The sequence below is a fragment of the Sneathiella sp. HT1-7 genome, assembly GCF_020731145.1.
Classification (GTDB): domain Bacteria; phylum Pseudomonadota; class Alphaproteobacteria; order Sneathiellales; family Sneathiellaceae; genus Sneathiella.
In genome coordinates this window covers 344,064-361,431 of the sequence record NZ_JAJFZN010000001.1, presented here as the reverse complement: position 1 = coordinate 361,431, position 17,368 = coordinate 344,064, and the positions used below count along the sequence as shown (strand labels likewise).

Genomic DNA, 17,368 nt, shown 5'->3' with positions numbered 1-17,368 from the left:
ATTCTTTTTGTTTTTCCGGGATATCAGGGTGGTTACTATTAGTGCAGTTTATTTTAATCGAACTGCGGCCAAAATAAAATGCCCTTTATTTAAAAGACTTTAATCCTTGCGGAAGATGGCAGAGGCGATCCAGCCCGCGAGCAACGCTAAGAGGATTGCTGCGATACCGTAAAGCGCTGGGTAATCATAGGCGAAATCATAGATTTGCCGCCCGAGCCCTGATTTTTTGATGAACAACGGAGACGACTGGGCACCCAATAGCTCTCCGTCTTTGAAGAGATAAAATTCGGCAATATAGTCTCCGACCGGCACATTCGTCGGGATAGCAATCGTTGTCCGGAAAAGGGTATCACCAAGAAAATAGACCGCTGTTTCCTGGTCTGAATAGAGATTTGCCAGAGATTTCTGTCGGACAATGGCTTCCTCGAATGGGAGCTTTTCTTGCTCAGATTCGGCCGCGCGAAAGTTCAGACGTGAAGGCCCGATACGGAGACGCTTAAGGACATCCGGTGGCGCGATTTCTTGCACTGGCCGATTGCTCGCTAAGGCGTAGAAACTTGGTACGCGGGCAAATTCTATTGCTTTAGTATTGACCCAAATACCGGCAACTCGCTCTTTTCGCCGGACAATGACGTCGTTTTCCGGGCCACGGACGACAACCAGTACATCACCGCGGTTCGGTCCTTCTTCATCGTCGTCGATATTAATTGCGCCAAAGAGAAGCAATTCTGTACCTGTGAAATCGGACGTCACCGAGACTAAATGTGAAGAAATATCAGTGACTAATGATGACTGAGCATGGCTTTGAGGTGCCCATGTCAAAGCAAGCGCGTAAAAGATGGCAAAGGTTTTTATTTGCAGTCTCGTGGAAAAGAACATTCGATCAATGCCCCCCCGCGCCAATCGAATATAGATCATCCGGCGTGATCACGAGGTCGAAGGCCAGTTTCAGGCAGACAATGATGACCAGCAGGGCAAGGAGGCTGCGAAGCTGTTCTCCGCGCAATTTGGTGCCGAAGCGAGTGCCAATCTGGGCCCCAACAACCGAACTGCTCATCAGGAGAAGGGCCAGCATGACATCTACCGTCTGCGTATTGATGGCATGTAACAACGTAACGTTTGCCGTCACAAATATAATCTGAAAGAGGGAGGTGCCAATCACAACGCTGGTCGGCATGCCAAGAAGATAGATCATCGCCGGAACCATAACGAATCCACCACCTACACCCATGATAGCCGAAAGGATACCCACCAGGGCACCAATGCCAAGCGGCATCAGAGCGCTGATATAGAGCTTTGATTTTCGAAACCGCATTTTGAAAGGGAGGCCGTGGATCCAATAATGCTGATGAAGTTTCTTGCGCTTTACTGTGCCTCGCCGTGTGTTGATCAATGCGTTTACGCTTTCAAACAACATCAAGAAGCCAATTGTTCCGAGAAAAATAACGTAAGACAGAGAAATCATCAGGTCGAGCTGGCCGACCGAATTAAGGATTGTGAATATCCATGCACCGGCGACAGACCCAACGATACCGCCAATTAGGAGAACCAAGCCCATTTTGAAGTCAACATTTCCACGTCGCCAATGGGCGAGAACGCCGGACACACTCGCGGCCGTAATCTGGTTGGAAACTGTGGCAACGGACACTGCCGGTGGGATGCCGACAAATATCAGCAGTGGTGTCATTAGAAAGCCGCCGCCAACGCCAAACATTCCTGAGAGTAGCCCGATTGCGCCGCCCATGCCCAAGATCAGAAACAGATTGACTGAAATTTCGGCAATGGGCAGATAAACAGTCATTCGACAGCTTTGGCCTTCTTTTTTTGAGTGGCTTCGGCGGGGAGTGACGCCGATTCTGTTGGCTATACATTAAAAGGCCTTGGAAGGGAAGGGGACCTAGGGAAAACTTCTAATTCAGAGCCAATTTTTACCTTCAATTTGCTGTTATCGTCATGCTTGCTGATTGTCGACGAGACAAACTTTGAGAATTTTCTTGTGAAGTGCGCGACCACCAAGGTATCTAGGCGACTATTGTCTGCGACGAAGATGTTCAGGAGTTAGCATGCGTGTCCTTTATGTTGGAAATTTCAACGAGAAATCCAACGGTGCCCGCTTTTATGATTCAAACAGGAAGCTGGCAAACGGATTCATTCGGAATGGCCATCAAATATACCAGTTCAGCGACCGCGATATCGCGCGTGCATCAACCTGGTTCGGTTCTCGTAAGTTCGGGATTGTTCCGGCAAATTTCCGCCTCTTGGAAACCGCAAAGAATTTCTGGCCGGACCTGCTTGTCATCGGCCATGCGGACCCCATTTTTGCGACTACGCTGAAACAGATACGTAAGGCCGTCCCGCATATCAAAATTGCGACCTATAATTTTGATGCACTCTGGCATCCCGATAATGTCAACAGAATTACGGCGCATGCGGATGAATCCGATGCGATTTTTATCACGACTGCGGGCGATCAACTCAATCAGTTCGCCCGTAAGAATAACGTCGTTTCCTATTTTCCGAACCTCGTTGATAAGTCGATAGATACGGTTCGAGCGTTTGAGAATGACGACCCTCAATTCCGACTGTTTTATGGCATGGGTAACGCGCTGCCGGAGAGTGAGCGGTTTAATATTGCCAGCCGAATTCTTGACAGGTTCGGCGATGAGGTAATTGAAATTCTTGGTATGCGCGGCAAGATCCCACTTGCGAGCATTGTCTATCAGCGGCACCTTGGGAATGCCCGAATGGGCTTGAATCTCAGTCAGGGAGAGGGGGATCCGCTGTATAGCTCGGACCGGATGGCACAATATATCGGCAACGGTCTGATGACCTTTATCCACCGCCGGACAGGCTATGACCGGATTTTCAAAGAGGATGAATTGGCCTTTTACGATGATTTCGATCAACTACTTGAAAGAATTGCCTATTTCAATGAGCATGATGACGAAGCGCGGACTATTGCCAAAAATGGCTGGAAACGTATTCACGAGATATTCAACGAGCAGCTAGTTGCCAAATACATTACCGAGGTAACTTTCCGTTTGGAACTGAGCGAGGATTATCAGTGGCCGATAGTGCTGCATCGAATATAATTTGTCAAACTCCAGCTTTTTTGAGTTCTTCGGGCAATTTTCCGGCCAGCCAATAAAAAAACATACGAAAATCGCTGAAGAGTGACCAGAACGGGTAGGTAAAAGTCGCTGGCCGGTTCTTTTGAACGAAGAAATGCGCGATCCATGCAGGTCCATACCCGGCGACGAGTGCAAAGAGGATCAGCCAGGGCATCATAAAAATAATCGCGGCGATCAGGCATAGCAAAGCGAGCGTGGAACCGAGATAATGCAATCGGCGGCAATTCACGTTGGAATGTTCCCGCAGATAGTAGGGCCAGAAATCCGTGTATTCAGTAATTTTCGCCGCCATTTCTTGCATCTCCCTTTATATTTGTTTTACATTATACCAAATAATACCCTGCCCAATCCAATAACTCCAAGCTGTCCGCCCAAGGTTGACGTTTACGTAAACGTAAAGTATAATCGTTTCCGTAAAACAGGATTGGGACTCTATACATATAATGAATGCCAGAGCAGAAATTGACAAAGAAGGTCGTGTCAGCTTCTCCATCACGGAGCTTGCTGAGGAATTCGGTGTAACCTCCCGCACAATTCGTTTTTACGAGGACAAAGGGCTTGTGAATCCCGCGCGGGAAGGCACAACACGTATTTATTCCCGTAAAGACCGCGGGCGGCTAAAGATTATCCTGCGGGGTCGTCGCCTCGGCTTTAGTCTGCAAGATATCAAGAAGATGCTGGATATGTACTCGCCGGAGAGCGGTAGTACAGGGCAACTCACCTTCACCCTGAATAAATGCGAAGAGCAGCTCGAAAAGCTAATCACGCAAAGGGCTGATATAAATGAGGCCATCTCAGAACTGGAAGACGGTATCTCCCAGTTGAAGGAACATTTAGCGTCCGGCGACTTAGCGGCGGACGGCTGCAGAAAAACCATTGCCTGAAACCCTGTTTAAAGGGTCAGCTAAAGTAGATTTCGTCAAAATCGAGCCCTATATTCTGGGGTAAAACTATAGAAAACGACCGGGAGTAGCCGGTTCATTTATACGATCTGAAAGGAAGTCGAGACAATGAGAAATGTCGTAATCGCGGGATATGCACGCTCTCCCTTCACCCTCGCAAATAAGGGGGAGATGATCAAGATCCGACCTGATGAGATGACGGGACAGGTGGTCAAGGGGCTGATTGCTACGACTGGTGTCAATGTCGAGGATATTGAGGATGTGATTATCGGCTGTGCCTTTCCGGAAGCAGAGCAGGGCCTGAATGTAGCGCGCATCATCAGCTTTCTGGCGGGCATTCCGAAATCGACGGCGGCAACGACGGTTAACCGTTTCTGCGGTTCTTCCATGCAGGCGATCCATATGGCCGCTGGTGCGATCCAGATGGGCGCAGGCGAAGTTTTTGTTTGCGGCGGTATTGAAAGCATGACCCGCGTGCCGATGGGCGGTTTCAATCCCGCTCCGCATCCCGGGCTCTATAAATCTTATCCCGAGGCTTATGTTTCCATGGGGATAACGGCAGAAAACCTCGCAAAAAAATATGGCATCTCCCGCCAAGAGCAGGAAGAGGTGGCCGTTGAAAGTCACGCTCGTGCGACAGCTGCCCGTGAAGCAGGCAAGTTCAGTGATGAGATCGTCCCGATTGTTGACGGCAACATCCGTGTGGAGCAGGACGGGTGTATCCGGCCTGACACTACGATGGAAACTCTTGCAGGATTGAAGCCTGCGTTCGATGAGAATGGTACTGTTACGGCGGCGACATCTTCACCGCTTACCGACGGTGCCTCGGCAACGCTGGTCTGTTCTGAGGAATATGCCGATGCGAACGGGCTGAAAAAACTTGCACGGATCAAGTCGATTGCCGTTGCGGGCTGCGCGCCAGAACTGATGGGTATCGGTCCGGTTCCGGCCACCAAGAAGGCGCTGGAGCGTGCGGGCGTCACTCTCGCAGATATTGATATCATTGAACTGAATGAGGCGTTTGCGGCGCAAGCCTTGGCGGTCTTGAAGGAATCCGGTATGGACTTCGCCAAAACCAATCTCGATGGTGGCGCCATCGCGCTCGGTCATCCGATGGGTGCAACGGGCGCGCGCATCACCGGCAAGGTCGCGAGCCTTCTGCAACGCGAAGGTAAGGCGCTTGGTCTAGCAACTCAGTGCATCGGCGGCGGACAGGGCATCGCCACGGTTCTGGAGGCCTGCTAATCATGGCTATTGAAAAAGTCGCTGTAATAGGCGCCGGCGTTATGGGCGCAGCGATTGCCGCCCATGTCACCAATGCGGGCGTTCCGGTTGTGCTGCTGGATATCGTTCCGAAGGACGCGAAAAACAAGAATATGCTGGCCGAGGGCGCGGTTGCGACCATGCTGAAAACCAAGCCGGCGCCGTTCATGCACAAAAAGAATGCCCGGCTGGTTACGACAGGAAACTTGGAAGATAACCTCGACCTTGTTGCTGATTGCGATTGGATCTGCGAGGCGATTATCGAGAATACCGGCCTCAAGCAGGACCTCTACAAACGCCTCGATGGCGTTCGAAAAGATGGCTCAATCGTAACTTCCAACACCTCTACCATTCCACTTAAAACCTTGATGGAGGGGTTGCCCGAAAGCCTGCAGAAAGATTTCGCCATTACTCATTTCTTCAACCCGCCGCGCTACATGCGGCTGTTTGAGCTAGTTGGTGGGGAGCATACGCGAAAAGAAGCGCTGAAAGATTTGCGCAACTTCGCGGATATCTCGCTTGGAAAGGAAGTCGTTGATTGCTATGACACCCCGGGCTTTGTCGGCAATCGCATTGGTATTTACTGGTCGTCCGTCGCTACAAGTTCAGCTTATGACCTTGGCCTTACGGTTGAAGAGGCGGACGCAGTTTGCGGTAAACCGATGGGCATTCCCTCCACCGGGATCTTCGGCCTTGGTGACCTGACGGGGATCGACCTGGGTCCGAAAGTCATCGCTTCTATGCTATCGGAACTCCCTGCGAGTGACGCTTTTTCGAAGGAGTATGATCCCAACCATCCTCTGGTCGCGATGACCGCCAAGATGATTGAGGACGGTTATACTGGTCGTAAGGGCAAGGGTGGCTTCTACCGCATGAATAAAGAAGGCGGAAAAAAAGTAAAGGAAGCCCGCAACCTCAAGACCGGTGAATATGCCAAGGCGCAAAAGCCACAACTTGGTTCCGTGAAGGCGGCGAAAAAGGGCCTCCGCGCTCTTGTCGAATATGACGACAAGGGTGGGCAATATGCCTGGGCGATCCTCTCCAAAACGATTTCCTATGCTGCGTCGCTAGTGGGTGAGATCGCCGATGACATCATTGCTATCGATACAGCCATGAAAACCGGTTATGCTTGGAAATATGGACCTTTTGAACAACTCAACCAACTCGGCAATCAGTATTTCATTGACCGGCTGGAGGCCGAAGGCCTGCCCGTTCCGGAATTTCTCAAAAAGGTCGGCGATCGTCCGCTTTACAAGGAAGAAGGCAAGGACGCTTACTTCATGACGGTTGACGGCGATTATGCTGTCGTGCCCGTTGCGGAAGGCGCGTGGATGCTCGCCGATATCAAGCGAGGCGGTGAGCCTGTGGTTTCCAACAAGGGCGCCAGCATCTGGGATCTTGGTGATGGCGTTGCTTGCCTTGAAATCCACACTAAGATGAACTCCATCGATCAGGACGTGGTCGCCATGCTGGTGGAAGCTGGCAAGATCGACAAGAAAGGCTTCAAGGCGCTTATTATAGGCAACGACGCGGATAACTTCTCAGTTGGTGCGAATGTCGGCCTTGCGCTTTTTGCTGCAAATGCGGCGATGTGGCCGGTGATCGAAAACTCGATCTCCGAAGGTCAGAACGCATTGATGAAACTGAAGTATGCGCCCTTCCCGGTGGTTGCGGCGCCTGCGGGTATGGCCCTTGGTGGTGGATGTGAGATTGTTCTTGCGGCGGCGGCTGTTCAGGCGCATGCGGAAAGCTATATGGGCCTTGTCGAGGTTGGTGTCGGTGTTATCCCCGGCTTCGGCGGATGCAAGGAACTGGTGATCCGCGCGATGCTAAACAAGAAACGCCCGGGTGGTGCAATGCCTGCGCTTTCTGGTGTATTCGAAGCCATCTCCACCGCCAAGGTCGCGACCAGCGCAGCAGAGGCCCGTGATATGATGATCTTGCGCGATGGTGACCGGGTCACCATGAACCGCAAGCGTGTGCTCGCCGATGCGAAGGCGCGTGCGCTTGAAATGGTAGATGGCTACACTAAACCCGAACCGGTGGAAGTCAACCTCCCTGGCGCGACAGCGGCTGCCGCTTTCGACATGGCGGTTTCCGGTTTTGTCGAAATGGGTAGGGCCACGGCCTACGATGGTGTCGTCAGCGAGCAGGTTGCACGAGTGCTAACCGGTGGTGACACTGACATTACAGAACCAGTGACGGAAAAGAAGCTGCTTCAGTTGGAACGCGAAGGCTTCATGACCCTCATCCATAATCATAAGACGCTCGACCGGATTGAGCATATGCTCACCACCGGCAAGCCGCTCAGGAATTAAGGGAGTATCGAGATGCCTGTTTATAACGCACCGGTAAAAGACTTCAAATTTGTCCTCAACGACCTTTTGGGTCTCGACAAGATGACCAACATGCCGGGGTTCGAAGACGCGACGCCCGATATGATCGATGCTATCCTCGAGGAGGGCGGTAAATTGATGAGCGAGGTTATCCAGCCGCTCAATCTGGTTGGTGACAAGGAAGGTTGCACTTGGAAAGATGGCGAAGTAACAACCCCGACCGGTTTCAAGGAAGCCTATGACGAATATCGCGCTGCGGGCTGGATGGGGCTTGATGCCGATCCGGAATATGGTGGGCAGGGGTTGCCCCATGTTGTCGGCATTGCCTTCGCCGAGATGATGAGCGCTGCCAATATGGCGTTCGGCATGTATCCGGGCCTGACCCATGGGGCGTATGCCGCGATCCATAAGCACGGCACTGATGAGCAGAAGCAGACATGGCTTCCGAAAATGGTGAGCGGCGACTGGACCGGCACCATGAACCTGACCGAGCCGCATTGCGGGACGGACTTGGGCCTTATGCGTACCAAGGCAGTGCCTCAAGACGATGGCAGCTACAAGGTAACCGGTACGAAGATCTTTATTTCCGCCGGTGAGCATGACATGGCGGACAATATCGTCCATCTCGTGCTTGCCAAAATTCCGGGAGGACCGGATGGGATCAAAGGCGTCTCTCTTTTTATTGTACCGAAGTTCTTGTTGGACGAAAATGGAAACCCGGCGACGCGCAACGGGGTTGAATGTGGCTCAATTGAGCACAAGATGGGTATCCACGGCAACTCCACCTGTGTCATGAACTATGATGATGCGACAGGTTGGTTGCTGGGCGAGAAGCATAAAGGTATGCGGGCCATGTTCACCATGATGAATGCCGCCCGGCTGGGCGTTGGGATTCAGGGTCTCAGCCAAGCTGAAGTTGCCTATCAGAATGCGGTTATTTATGCGAAAGATCGTTTGCAGGGCCGCTCCATCTCGGGCGTCAAAGCACCGGATAAATCCGCTGATCCGATTATCGTACATCCCGACATCCGCCGGAACCTTTTGATGATCCGCGCCTTTACAGAAGGCGCGCGTGCCCTCGGTCTCTGGGCCGGGTTGCAGGTCGATATGGTGGAAAAACACCCCGATGAAGAGGGACGCCGCGCAGCCGACGAGGCACTTGGACTCTTAACGCCGGTTATCAAGGCCTACTTCACCGACATGGGGTTCGAACTCGCCGCGACCGCAATGCAGTGTTATGGCGGTCATGGCTATATTCATGAATGGGGGATGGAGCAGTTTGTTCGCGATGCTCGCATTACCCAGATTTATGAAGGAGCGAACGGCATTCAGGCGCTGGATCTTGTGGGGCGTAAGTTGCCTCAGAATTTGGGCCGAAACCTCCGCCAGTTCTTCCATCCGGTGGACGCCTTCATCCAGGAAAATATGATGGATCCTGAACAGAAGGAATTTGTCATGCCGTTGGCCAAAGCCTTTGCGAAGTTGCAGCAAGGTACAGCGCTTATCGGCGAGAAGGGGATGAAAAACCCCGATGAAGCCGGCGCAGCTTCAACCGAGTATCTCCGGATGTTTGGTCTTGTTGCGCTTGGCTTTATGTGGGCGCAGATGGCGAAGATCGCTAAAGCGAAACTTGCGGAAGGAACAGATGATCCGGAATTCTATAACACCAAGCTGGTCACCGCGCGTTTCTTCTTTGAGCGCATGATCCCGGATGTTTCCTCCCTCCTCGTGAAGATGAGCGCCGGATCAAAAACCATGATGGAACTGGATGCGGAAGCTTTCTAGTTTAAGGAATCTGAAGGCGGGGCTTGATCCCGCCTTTATTTCGTGAGGTACAAAACGCGGCTGGCTATCTACTTTTTAGTGGTATCTGACAGGGCAGCTCGTTAAACTTCATGATCAAATTGACAAAATGTCAATTGCAGGGAAAAATCGCACTAAAATTAAAAACAAAGGTGGCGAGATGATCGAAAGAAGCATTTTCAGCGAAGAACACAATATTTTCCGGGAATCAGTTCGCCGGTTTTACGAGGAACATATCACTCCGCATCACGCCCAGTGGGAGAAAGACGGTCAGGTGAGCCGCGATGCTTGGCGGGAAGCGGGTAAGCAGGGTCTTCTGTGCATGCCAATCCCTGAGGAGTATGGTGGTGCCGGTGCAGATAAACTCTATAGCATTATCATGATGGAAGAGCAGGCGCGCGCCGGTACAACTGGCCCCGGGTTTGGCCTGCATTCCGAGATTGTTGCGCCCTATATTTTTAATTACGGCACTGAGGAGCAGAAAAAGAAGTACCTCCCAAAATTGGCGACCGGAGAGATGATTGGCGCGATTGCCATGACGGAACCTGGCGCAGGCTCCGATTTGCAGGGCGTGAAAACCCGTGCCGTAAAGGACGGTGATGATTATATTATAAACGGCTCTAAAACCTTTATTACCAATGGCTATATGTGCGATTTGGTGATCGTTGTGACTAAGACTGACCCAACCGCGGGCGCGAAGGGCACGTCTTTGTTTCTGGTCGAAGCGGATACACCCGGTTTTGAGAAGGGTCGTAATCTCGATAAGCTGGGCCTCAAGGCGCAGGACACAGCGGAGCTTTTCTTCGATGATGTCCGCGTTCCGGCCAGCAATATGCTTGGTGGGGAAGGCAAGGGCTTCTTCTGCCTGATGCAGGAACTCGCATGGGAGCGGCTTCAGATCGCCATCGGTGCCACAGCGACAATGGAGGCGGTTCTCGAAGAAACGATCGAATATACCAAGGACCGCAGCGCCTTCGGCAAGAATATTATAGAGTTCCAGAATTCCCGATTTAAACTGGCCGAACAGAAGACACAGGTTCAGATCGCACGGGTCTTCGTCGATAAATGTATTGAGGAGTTGCTGAAAGGTCAGCTGGACGTTGCGACGGCGGCCATGGCGAAATACTGGTGCTCCGATATTGAAAACAAGGTTATCGATGAGTGCCTGCAACTTCATGGCGGTTATGGCTTTATGTGGGAATTCCGTGTCGCCAGGTCCTATGCCGATGCCCGTGTGCAACGCATCTATGGCGGTACTAATGAAATCATGAAAGAGCTTATCGCCCGAAGTCTATAAGGGCGATAAGGTCTGACAATATAAGATGTTTCAGCATCGTACGCGTCGGGGAGTTTTACGTAAAACTCCCCGTTTCGTTATGTGTAGTCGCCGAAGCTTCGAATAGGTCTCGGTGCTTTTTATTTTCCTTAAGAAGTGCTTTACATCTGCTCTTTAAGCAGTTTACCCGCAGGGTAATCCGTAAATTCTTTTGGAATGGGAACGGATTTTCGCGTTGCCATATCAAAATAGCAACCAATGACAGTGGTTGTGACTGCCAATTTGCCTGTGTCCATATCAAATAGGTTATGGCCAAAACGGAATAACTTTCCCTCCGCGTCGATAAGCCCGCTTTTAAGCAAGATCGCGGTGGACTTCCTGATCGGTGCGTGGAATTCCGAATGGTAGTCTAGTGCCGCTGACCCGAGATTGCGGCTACGGATAACTTCCCGTGTGAGACCGACTTCGTTTATAATATGAGTTGCTGCATCAGAGAAATAGCCTACGATATGCCGCATCTCCATATGGTCAAACTGATCACATTCCCAAACATCCACGGAACCGCGCGCGCTGTCAAACATATGATTGAGCGGACGGTCCGGCATGAAAGTGCCGGCGAAGGGTTTTAGCTGAAAACTCTCCGTATGCGGATCTACAAGCTCCTCTGCGGCTGTCCTAACCTCATCAGGCAGGGGCAGAGATGCGTCCGTGTCATAGTCCGCATAGTCGGCGGTAAATTCATAAACCGCCGATAGCCCGTCATTGATCGCATTGAAAATATGGATAAAGCCGACAATCAGATCGCCCGATACCTCCCGCACACCGCCGAGGCCATAGAGCGGCGTGCCCACATGCACCTCTGATTTATACTGCGTACGAATGGTTTTGAATCGAAGGCCCTTGCGGGTAGAGCGGATAAGCGCAGGGGAGAGACCAAGCGTATTTTGTAGATGGGCAAAGGCGTCGGAGGCTTTCGACATATAAAACTGCACATTCATATGGCGCATCTGGTCGCATTCCCAGGCCTCGACACCGCCGCGATAGAGAGAAAGAAGCTTGTTCATGCTGCATCCTCCCCATTGGTCATTAGATCATTGACCTTTTGTCGGATCGCGTTGCTTAAGGAGATAGCCTTGCGGCTTTCAAGATCCATATAGGCTGATGTCATCCTGCTCGAAAATACAAGAGCACCGGTTGCACTGTCATAGAGACGGTGATCGAAGGTAACAGTCTTTTCCGAACTTCCAACAACCGCGCTTTCCATATGAATGATGTCGCCTGCATGGAGCTCTGCGACATAGCGGGAGTCCTGCTGCACAACAGCGAGGCCTCGCTTGCCGTTTTTCAAGTCCTCAGGGTCCAGGCCGATGACATAAAACATATTGCACATCGCCACACTGATGCGGGAACCGTAATATTGAATATTCATATGTCCCAGAAGATCGCATTCTCGCGTCAGTACCTGACCGCGATAGCTCTCCATATAACCGCTCATTAAGGGGGGCTCCTGTCCATACACTTACTTGTTGTTCTTATTGTTGGGTCACTCTTAATAGCATCCGTTTACCATGGCGGTCGACCATTTCTTGACTGTTTTGGTTCAGCAATTTAAGGCAATTGCCGCTTTCGAGTATCATCAGTCCCAGCAGATAAGTGACGAAATCTGTTGTTTCCTCCTGAGCGTGGGCGGCAGAGGCCGGAGTCCGTTGATGCAAATCATTTGCCAGCAGGCCCATCAGGCTAAGCAGACGGCTGTTCAGCTCTTTCCGAGTGGAGGCAGGGATGTCGTCTGATTTCTCACCTAACCCGGCGATAGATACAAGGAAGAGCCTGCGAGTTTCCGGCCGCTCCCGAAAATAGGTCGAAAAAATTGAGAATGCCTGCGTGCCTCTGTTGCCGGATTGGTGCGGAAGGGTTGCTTTGATATGGCGTGTCACCTCGCCAAGAATGACGGCTAGTAATTCAACTTCGATTTCTTCCTTGGTGCGGAAATAGCTGTAGGCTGCCCCTAGTGAATAGCCGGCTTCCTTTGCAATGGCCCGCATATTGAGGCCGCTTGTTCCTTCTGCGTCGAAAATCCGGCGCGCTGCGGCAAGAATATGCTGCCGCTTGAACTTCGCCAGACTTTCAGCGCGCCTTCGCTTTTTTTGCACGTCATTCATAACTGTGCCTCCGAATAATAAACATTATCCATATAAATGAACTATGTTCAATATATTTTTCTCAGATATCCTGAAAAATTAATTTTCTTTTTCCGACGGAAACATATTTCGGAGTTCGTTGAATAGGTAAGTCAAACCAATGAAGGAGACTTGAGTAATGAAACGTAAGATTATTATTGGTTCTGTGATTGCCGCCTTGGCAATTCCCGCTCTTGCCTATGCCGCAACGGACGATGCACCGAAAGGCCCGCATAAGGGCGGGATTTTTGAACGGCTGGACACGAACAAGGATGGTGAAATCACGTTCGAAGAAATGACCGCGAAATCCACAGAGCGGTTTTCAAAGCTGGATAAAGATGGGAACGGCACCATCAGTGTTGAAGAAATGACTGTTCAAAAGAAGGAATTCTTCGACAAGATTGATGCGGATGGAAACGGCACCATCAACAAGGAAGAAGCTCGCGCCTTTCACGAAATGAAGCGTGAAGAGCGTAAGGAGCGCCATTCTTCCCGGATGCTTGAAATCCTCGATAAGGATAAAGATGGTACGGTAACCAAGGAAGAGTTTGCCGCGGCATCAGAAGCACGTTTCGAGGCTGCCGACAGCAACAATGACGGCGTCCTTTCCGGGGATGAACTCCAGAAAATGGGGTCGAAAAAACACGGTAAGAAAAAAAGTTGATTTTTAGACGCGATACCCTTGTCATCGCGTAAGCGAGGCCCGCTCTTCTTTACTCCATTGGAAGAGCGGGTCTTTTGATTTCTGCCGTCAGAATGTATCTGCGCTAACCTCGCCGCTGCTTGGGCAGGGTATCCATATATTTGCAGATAATGCCGAGCATTACTTCATCCGCACCGCCACCGATGGAGGAAAGGCGACCGTCTCGATAGAGCCGTGTGATAGGCGTTTCGTTCATGAATCCCATGCCACCGTAATATTGGAGGCAGGCATCGGCAATTTCGCGCGTCAGGCGTCCGACTTTCAGTTTCGCCATCGAGGCCAGCATTGTCACATCCTCCCCGCGCACGTAATTATATACCGCCCGATAGGCGAGGGAGCGCAGCTGTTCCACTTCCGTCAGCAACTCCGCAAGACGGAAATGGATATACTGATTATCGATTAGCGGTTTGCCGAACGCCTCGCGGCTCTGGGCATAGTCGATAACGTCACTAATAGCCTTTTCTAGGGGCTTCAGGCCTGCGCCTGCGGCCCAGAGACGCTCTTCCTGGAACTGCATCATTTGGTAGGTGAAGCCTTTGCCTTCTTCCCCGATCAGGTTCCGTTGCGGTACGCGAACATCCTCGAAAAAAAGCTGCGCCGTATCTGATGAGCGCATGCCCAGCTTGTCGAGCTTTCGGGCGAGAGTGATGCCGGGGCTGTCCATCGGCACAACTATCAATGACTTGCTTTCATGCATGGGGCCATCGCTGGTGTTGACCAGCATGCACATAAAGTCAGCCTGCGCGCCGTTGGTGATCCACATTTTCTGTCCGTTGATGATGTAATCATCGCCATCTTTGCGGGCATTGCTTTTAATGGCGGCAACGTCGGATCCTGCGCCGGGTTCCGAGACCCCGATACAAGCAACATAATCGCCGGTGATGGCGGGTTTGAGGTAAGTCTCCCTTACATAGTCGGAGCCGAAACGGGCAATCGCTGGGGTTGCCATATCGGTTTGCACGCCGATAGCCATGGGAACGCCACCGCAATTTATATGGCCGAGGGTTTCGGAGACGGCAAGGCTGTAGGAATAATCTAAGCCAAGCCCGCCATATTCCTCCGGTTTGCAAACACCAAGAAATCCCTGCTGCCCGAGCTTCTTGAAAAGCTCATGGGCGGGGAAGGCGCCGTCTTTCTCCCACTCATCGACATATGGGTTGATTTCATGATCAATAAACTTAGTGAGAGAGCGGATCAACTCCTGATGCTCCGTTCCGTAAATCACTCTTCATTCTCCCGCAAAAAAGCCGGTATGTCGGTCAGATGAAAGCCATTGAAGGCTTTATTATTCTTGTGGTCCGGCATGTCCCAGTTCATGCGGATATTTGGTGCGCCACCATCAATGCGGAGGCAGCTCCCAGTTATGAAAGAGGCCGCTTCAGACAACAGGTAGATGATGCCAGCGGAAACTTCCGATTCGGTTCCCATTCGCTTCACGGGGTGGGAGGCAATGCGGGCCGTCACCCTTTCTTTCCACCAATCCGGATAGGTATCCATGCCGGAGGAGACAATCATGCCGGGGGCGATAGCGTTGACTCGAACGCCTGCCGAGGCCCATTCAAGTGCCGCCGTTTCGGTGAAGCTCACCATGCCTTTGCGCGCGGCGCCAGAATGGCCCATGCCCGGCATGGAATTCCACATGTCCGCAACCATATTGACGATTGGGCCGCCGCCGTTTTCCTTCATCCACTGGACATAGCATTCCCGCGCGAACAGGAATCCACCGGTGAGATTGGTCTTGATGACTGCATCCCACCCTTTGAGCGTGATTTCTTCAAGCTTGGCGGGGAACTGTCCTCCGGCATTATTGACAAGGCCATGAATGGCGCCCTGTTGTGCGATGATTTCCGCAACAGTCGCTTTGACGGCCTCCTCATCGCGGATATCGCAGGTATGAATAGTGGCCTCACCACCAGCTTCGGACAATTCAGCCTGCACCGTTTCCAGCTTTTCCAGCGAGCGCCCGACCAACGCAACCTTTGCCCCGAGTGAGACAAGTTCATGCGCAGTGCAGCGACCGATCCCGCTGCCGCCACCGGTGATGACAATGGATTGACCGTCAAACAGTCCCGGCCGATAAATTGATCGATAACTCATCTACTTCTCCCGCGCTTCTTTTTATTATTATTGCGTTTCATTTGGTCCCCGACGTTGCAGCCTCACACTGGATCAGCATTTGACAGACCTTGGGTTGACGTTTACGTTAACGTCAATTTTATTGTAGAGGACCCAGGTAGGTCTTATACCCTAATTTATAGACAGTTTTGGTCTAATGCTGAAAGGAAAAGAAAGATGGCGACGCTAGAAGAGATTACTGAAGGCATGCGGGAACGTGTTGGGGAGGATAGTGGCCTGGATGCGACGCTGAAATTCGATTTTGGTGATGACGGGATCGTTTTCGTCGATGCGGCGTCTGTGCCAAACACTATCTCTAATGAAGATGAAGAGGCCGATTGCACCATTACAATTACGAAAGAGAATTTCGAAGCTTTGGCAAAAGGTGAACTGGACCCCACAACCGCCTTTATGATGGGTAAGCTGAAAATCGCTGGTAATATGGGGATTGCTATGAAGCTACAGAGCGTTTTTTCCTGATATTTGGAAAATTTGCGCCTGTAGGTGAAATTTTTTCTGTACCTTTCGGCCATGAGCCATTATGTAAGGCGCTTCGAATTTTAGTTTGAAGCGAGTGGAGCTAGTCACATGACAGCGAGATCAGCACGGAATGGCCGCAATCAGGGCGGCAAGAGCCGTAAAAAAGGCGGCGGCGGAAGCGGGAGCGGACTGACCAAGAGCAGCCGGTCCAATCAGCAGCGCGCAGCCCGTAAAATGAATTTGAAAGCCCATGGTCGTCACGCGGCCCGGCGTCAGTTGAAGAAAGTCCAGGCCGCGACACGCGCTGCAGCCTGAATATAGCGTATTGAAAAGTTAAGGGCGGTTCCGGGTTTACCGGGACCGCCCTTCTTTTTGTGCCTTGGCATAATATAAAATATGCGGATCTCCAAATCCTTCATTTAAATGTTTGCAAGGCTGTCTGCCGGCAGCACGTTGTTCTTCTGCGGTCTTTGTGAGAAGAGAAGCCATTGCAGCGGGTGAGAGGCATCTGATTCGGATCATCGGGCATTTCCATATTGCAAATGATTTGCATTATTAAATATTAGCCGAACGATCCCGTCAATAGATATTGAGAACGATTCGCAATAATTTCGAGAAATTTAGATCTGATCAATGGCAATATAGCGCTCGCCGACATTGTCATACCCTGTATCAAACGACCATCCGTCCCGCTCTGCGGCGAGGACAATATTCGCGCAGGCCCGACTATCGGAAAGGGCGTCATGGTGATTGAGGTCCAGCCCCAGAAAATGTGCAACATTGGGAAGTTTTGTAGGCCGCACCTCCCACATGCCCCGGGCGAGCTTAACCGTGCAGGTGAATTCCTGATGGGGCATTGTGAGATCATGGAGGGAGCAGCAGCTTTTAAGCACACGCGAATCAAAGCCTGCATTATGTGCAGCGAGAAAATCCACACCTTCGAATAGAGGCGCAATGTCCGGCCAGAGCAATCCGAAATCAGGCGCATCCATTACATGTTCCCATGTCAGTCCATGGATATGAGTGAAAAAGAATTCCGGGCTCGGCGGGCGGATCAGGAAAGATTCTTCTTGAACAATTTTTCCATTTTCCCCCCGAACAAGACCGATGGCGCAGGCGCTATCTGGCGCGTTATTCGCCGTTTCAAAATCAATCGCAAGAAATTTACTCATACACGCC

18 protein-coding genes are annotated in these 17,368 nt (G+C 51.4%); 9 read left to right on the top strand and 9 right to left on the bottom strand.

Translation table 11 applies throughout. The features are described 5' to 3' along the window. Window positions 1-99: 99 nt before the first annotated feature. Both LKE13_RS01730 and LKE13_RS01725 read right to left on the bottom strand, forming a co-directional pair. On the bottom strand, window positions 100-879 hold the full coding sequence (locus LKE13_RS01730; RefSeq protein ID WP_227947967.1) for a TIGR02186 family protein: 780 nt from the start codon (window positions 877-879) through the stop codon (window positions 100-102). A 4-nt stretch (window positions 880-883) separates the two neighbouring features. Further along, window positions 884-1,801 (bottom strand): sulfite exporter TauE/SafE family protein, encoded by a 918-nt coding sequence (locus LKE13_RS01725; protein ID WP_227947966.1) that lies wholly within the window; start codon window positions 1,799-1,801, stop codon window positions 884-886. A 262-nt stretch (window positions 1,802-2,063) separates the two neighbouring features. Here LKE13_RS01725 and LKE13_RS01720 point away from each other — a divergent pair, with 262 nt between their 5' ends. Beyond that, complete coding sequence (locus LKE13_RS01720; RefSeq protein ID WP_227947965.1) at window positions 2,064-3,092, top strand: glycosyltransferase; 1,029 nt, start codon at window positions 2,064-2,066, stop codon at window positions 3,090-3,092. A gap of 4 nt (window positions 3,093-3,096) precedes the next feature. Here the strand turns inward: LKE13_RS01720 and LKE13_RS01715 are convergent, their stop codons facing one another. Continuing rightward, window positions 3,097-3,423: a DUF962 domain-containing protein gene (locus LKE13_RS01715; protein WP_227947964.1), complete on the bottom strand. Its 327-nt coding sequence runs from the start codon at window positions 3,421-3,423 to the stop codon at window positions 3,097-3,099. Window positions 3,424-3,574: 151 nt separating this feature from the next. On the opposite strand from LKE13_RS01715, the gene LKE13_RS01710 reads away from it, so the two are divergent. The 5 genes from LKE13_RS01710 to LKE13_RS01690 all read left to right on the top strand — a co-directional run bounded on the left by LKE13_RS01710 (window position 3,575) and on the right by LKE13_RS01690 (window position 10,732). Next, window positions 3,575-4,015, top strand: a complete 441-nt coding sequence (locus tag LKE13_RS01710) for a MerR family transcriptional regulator (protein ID WP_227947963.1) — start codon at window positions 3,575-3,577, stop codon at window positions 4,013-4,015. A gap of 126 nt (window positions 4,016-4,141) precedes the next feature. After that, a complete protein-coding gene (locus LKE13_RS01705; protein ID WP_227947962.1) occupies window positions 4,142-5,278 on the top strand; it encodes a thiolase family protein in 1,137 nt (378 codons plus the stop codon). Window positions 5,279-5,280: 2 nt separating this feature from the next. Further along, window positions 5,281-7,614 carry a 3-hydroxyacyl-CoA dehydrogenase/enoyl-CoA hydratase family protein gene (locus LKE13_RS01700; protein ID WP_227947961.1) on the top strand — a complete coding sequence of 778 codons (2,334 nt, stop codon included), beginning with the start codon at window positions 5,281-5,283 and terminating at the stop codon, window positions 7,612-7,614. Between the two features lie 12 nt (window positions 7,615-7,626). Then, complete coding sequence (locus LKE13_RS01695; RefSeq protein WP_227947960.1) at window positions 7,627-9,417, top strand: acyl-CoA dehydrogenase C-terminal domain-containing protein; 1,791 nt, start codon at window positions 7,627-7,629, stop codon at window positions 9,415-9,417. A gap of 178 nt (window positions 9,418-9,595) precedes the next feature. Further along, window positions 9,596-10,732, top strand: coding sequence for an acyl-CoA dehydrogenase family protein (locus LKE13_RS01690; protein WP_227947959.1), 1,137 nt, complete (start codon window positions 9,596-9,598; stop codon window positions 10,730-10,732). Between the two features lie 140 nt (window positions 10,733-10,872). Here the strand turns inward: LKE13_RS01690 and LKE13_RS01685 are convergent, their stop codons facing one another. The 3 genes from LKE13_RS01685 to LKE13_RS01675 are packed head-to-tail and all read right to left on the bottom strand — an operon-like array spanning window position 10,873 to window position 12,873. Then, window positions 10,873-11,775, bottom strand: a complete 903-nt coding sequence (locus tag LKE13_RS01685; protein ID WP_227947957.1) for an acyl-CoA thioesterase — start codon at window positions 11,773-11,775, stop codon at window positions 10,873-10,875. After that, window positions 11,772-12,206: an acyl-CoA thioesterase gene (locus tag LKE13_RS01680; RefSeq protein ID WP_227947956.1), complete on the bottom strand. Its 435-nt coding sequence runs from the start codon at window positions 12,204-12,206 to the stop codon at window positions 11,772-11,774. The genes LKE13_RS01685 and LKE13_RS01680 overlap by 4 nt, the downstream gene beginning before the upstream one ends. A gap of 37 nt (window positions 12,207-12,243) precedes the next feature. Continuing rightward, a complete protein-coding gene (locus tag LKE13_RS01675; RefSeq protein WP_227947955.1) occupies window positions 12,244-12,873 on the bottom strand; it encodes a TetR/AcrR family transcriptional regulator in 630 nt (209 codons plus the stop codon). Between the two features lie 157 nt (window positions 12,874-13,030). Between LKE13_RS01675 and LKE13_RS01670 the strand changes: the two genes are divergently transcribed. Then, entirely contained in the window at window positions 13,031-13,555 is a 525-nt protein-coding gene (locus LKE13_RS01670; protein WP_227947953.1) for an EF-hand domain-containing protein, read from the top strand. A 103-nt stretch (window positions 13,556-13,658) separates the two neighbouring features. Here the strand turns inward: LKE13_RS01670 and LKE13_RS01665 are convergent, their stop codons facing one another. Both LKE13_RS01665 and LKE13_RS01660 read right to left on the bottom strand, forming a co-directional pair. Beyond that, a complete protein-coding gene (locus tag LKE13_RS01665; RefSeq protein ID WP_227947952.1) occupies window positions 13,659-14,819 on the bottom strand; it encodes an acyl-CoA dehydrogenase family protein in 1,161 nt (386 codons plus the stop codon). Beyond that, window positions 14,816-15,691 carry an SDR family oxidoreductase gene (locus tag LKE13_RS01660; RefSeq protein ID WP_227947950.1) on the bottom strand — a complete coding sequence of 292 codons (876 nt, stop codon included), beginning with the start codon at window positions 15,689-15,691 and terminating at the stop codon, window positions 14,816-14,818. The genes LKE13_RS01665 and LKE13_RS01660 overlap by 4 nt, the downstream gene beginning before the upstream one ends. Before the next feature lie 195 nt (window positions 15,692-15,886). On the opposite strand from LKE13_RS01660, the gene LKE13_RS01655 reads away from it, so the two are divergent. Then, the gene (locus LKE13_RS01655) at window positions 15,887-16,189 is read left to right on the top strand and encodes an SCP2 sterol-binding domain-containing protein (RefSeq protein WP_227947949.1); all 303 of its coding nucleotides are present in this window, start codon (window positions 15,887-15,889) and stop codon (window positions 16,187-16,189) included. A 108-nt stretch (window positions 16,190-16,297) separates the two neighbouring features. Further along, window positions 16,298-16,504 carry a hypothetical protein gene (locus LKE13_RS01650; RefSeq protein WP_227947948.1) on the top strand — a complete coding sequence of 69 codons (207 nt, stop codon included), beginning with the start codon at window positions 16,298-16,300 and terminating at the stop codon, window positions 16,502-16,504. Between the two features lie 305 nt (window positions 16,505-16,809). On the opposite strand, the gene LKE13_RS01645 is transcribed toward LKE13_RS01650, so the two are convergent. Then, window positions 16,810-17,361 carry a 3'-5' exonuclease gene (locus tag LKE13_RS01645; protein WP_227947947.1) on the bottom strand — a complete coding sequence of 184 codons (552 nt, stop codon included), beginning with the start codon at window positions 17,359-17,361 and terminating at the stop codon, window positions 16,810-16,812. Window positions 17,362-17,368 lie beyond the last annotated feature (7 nt).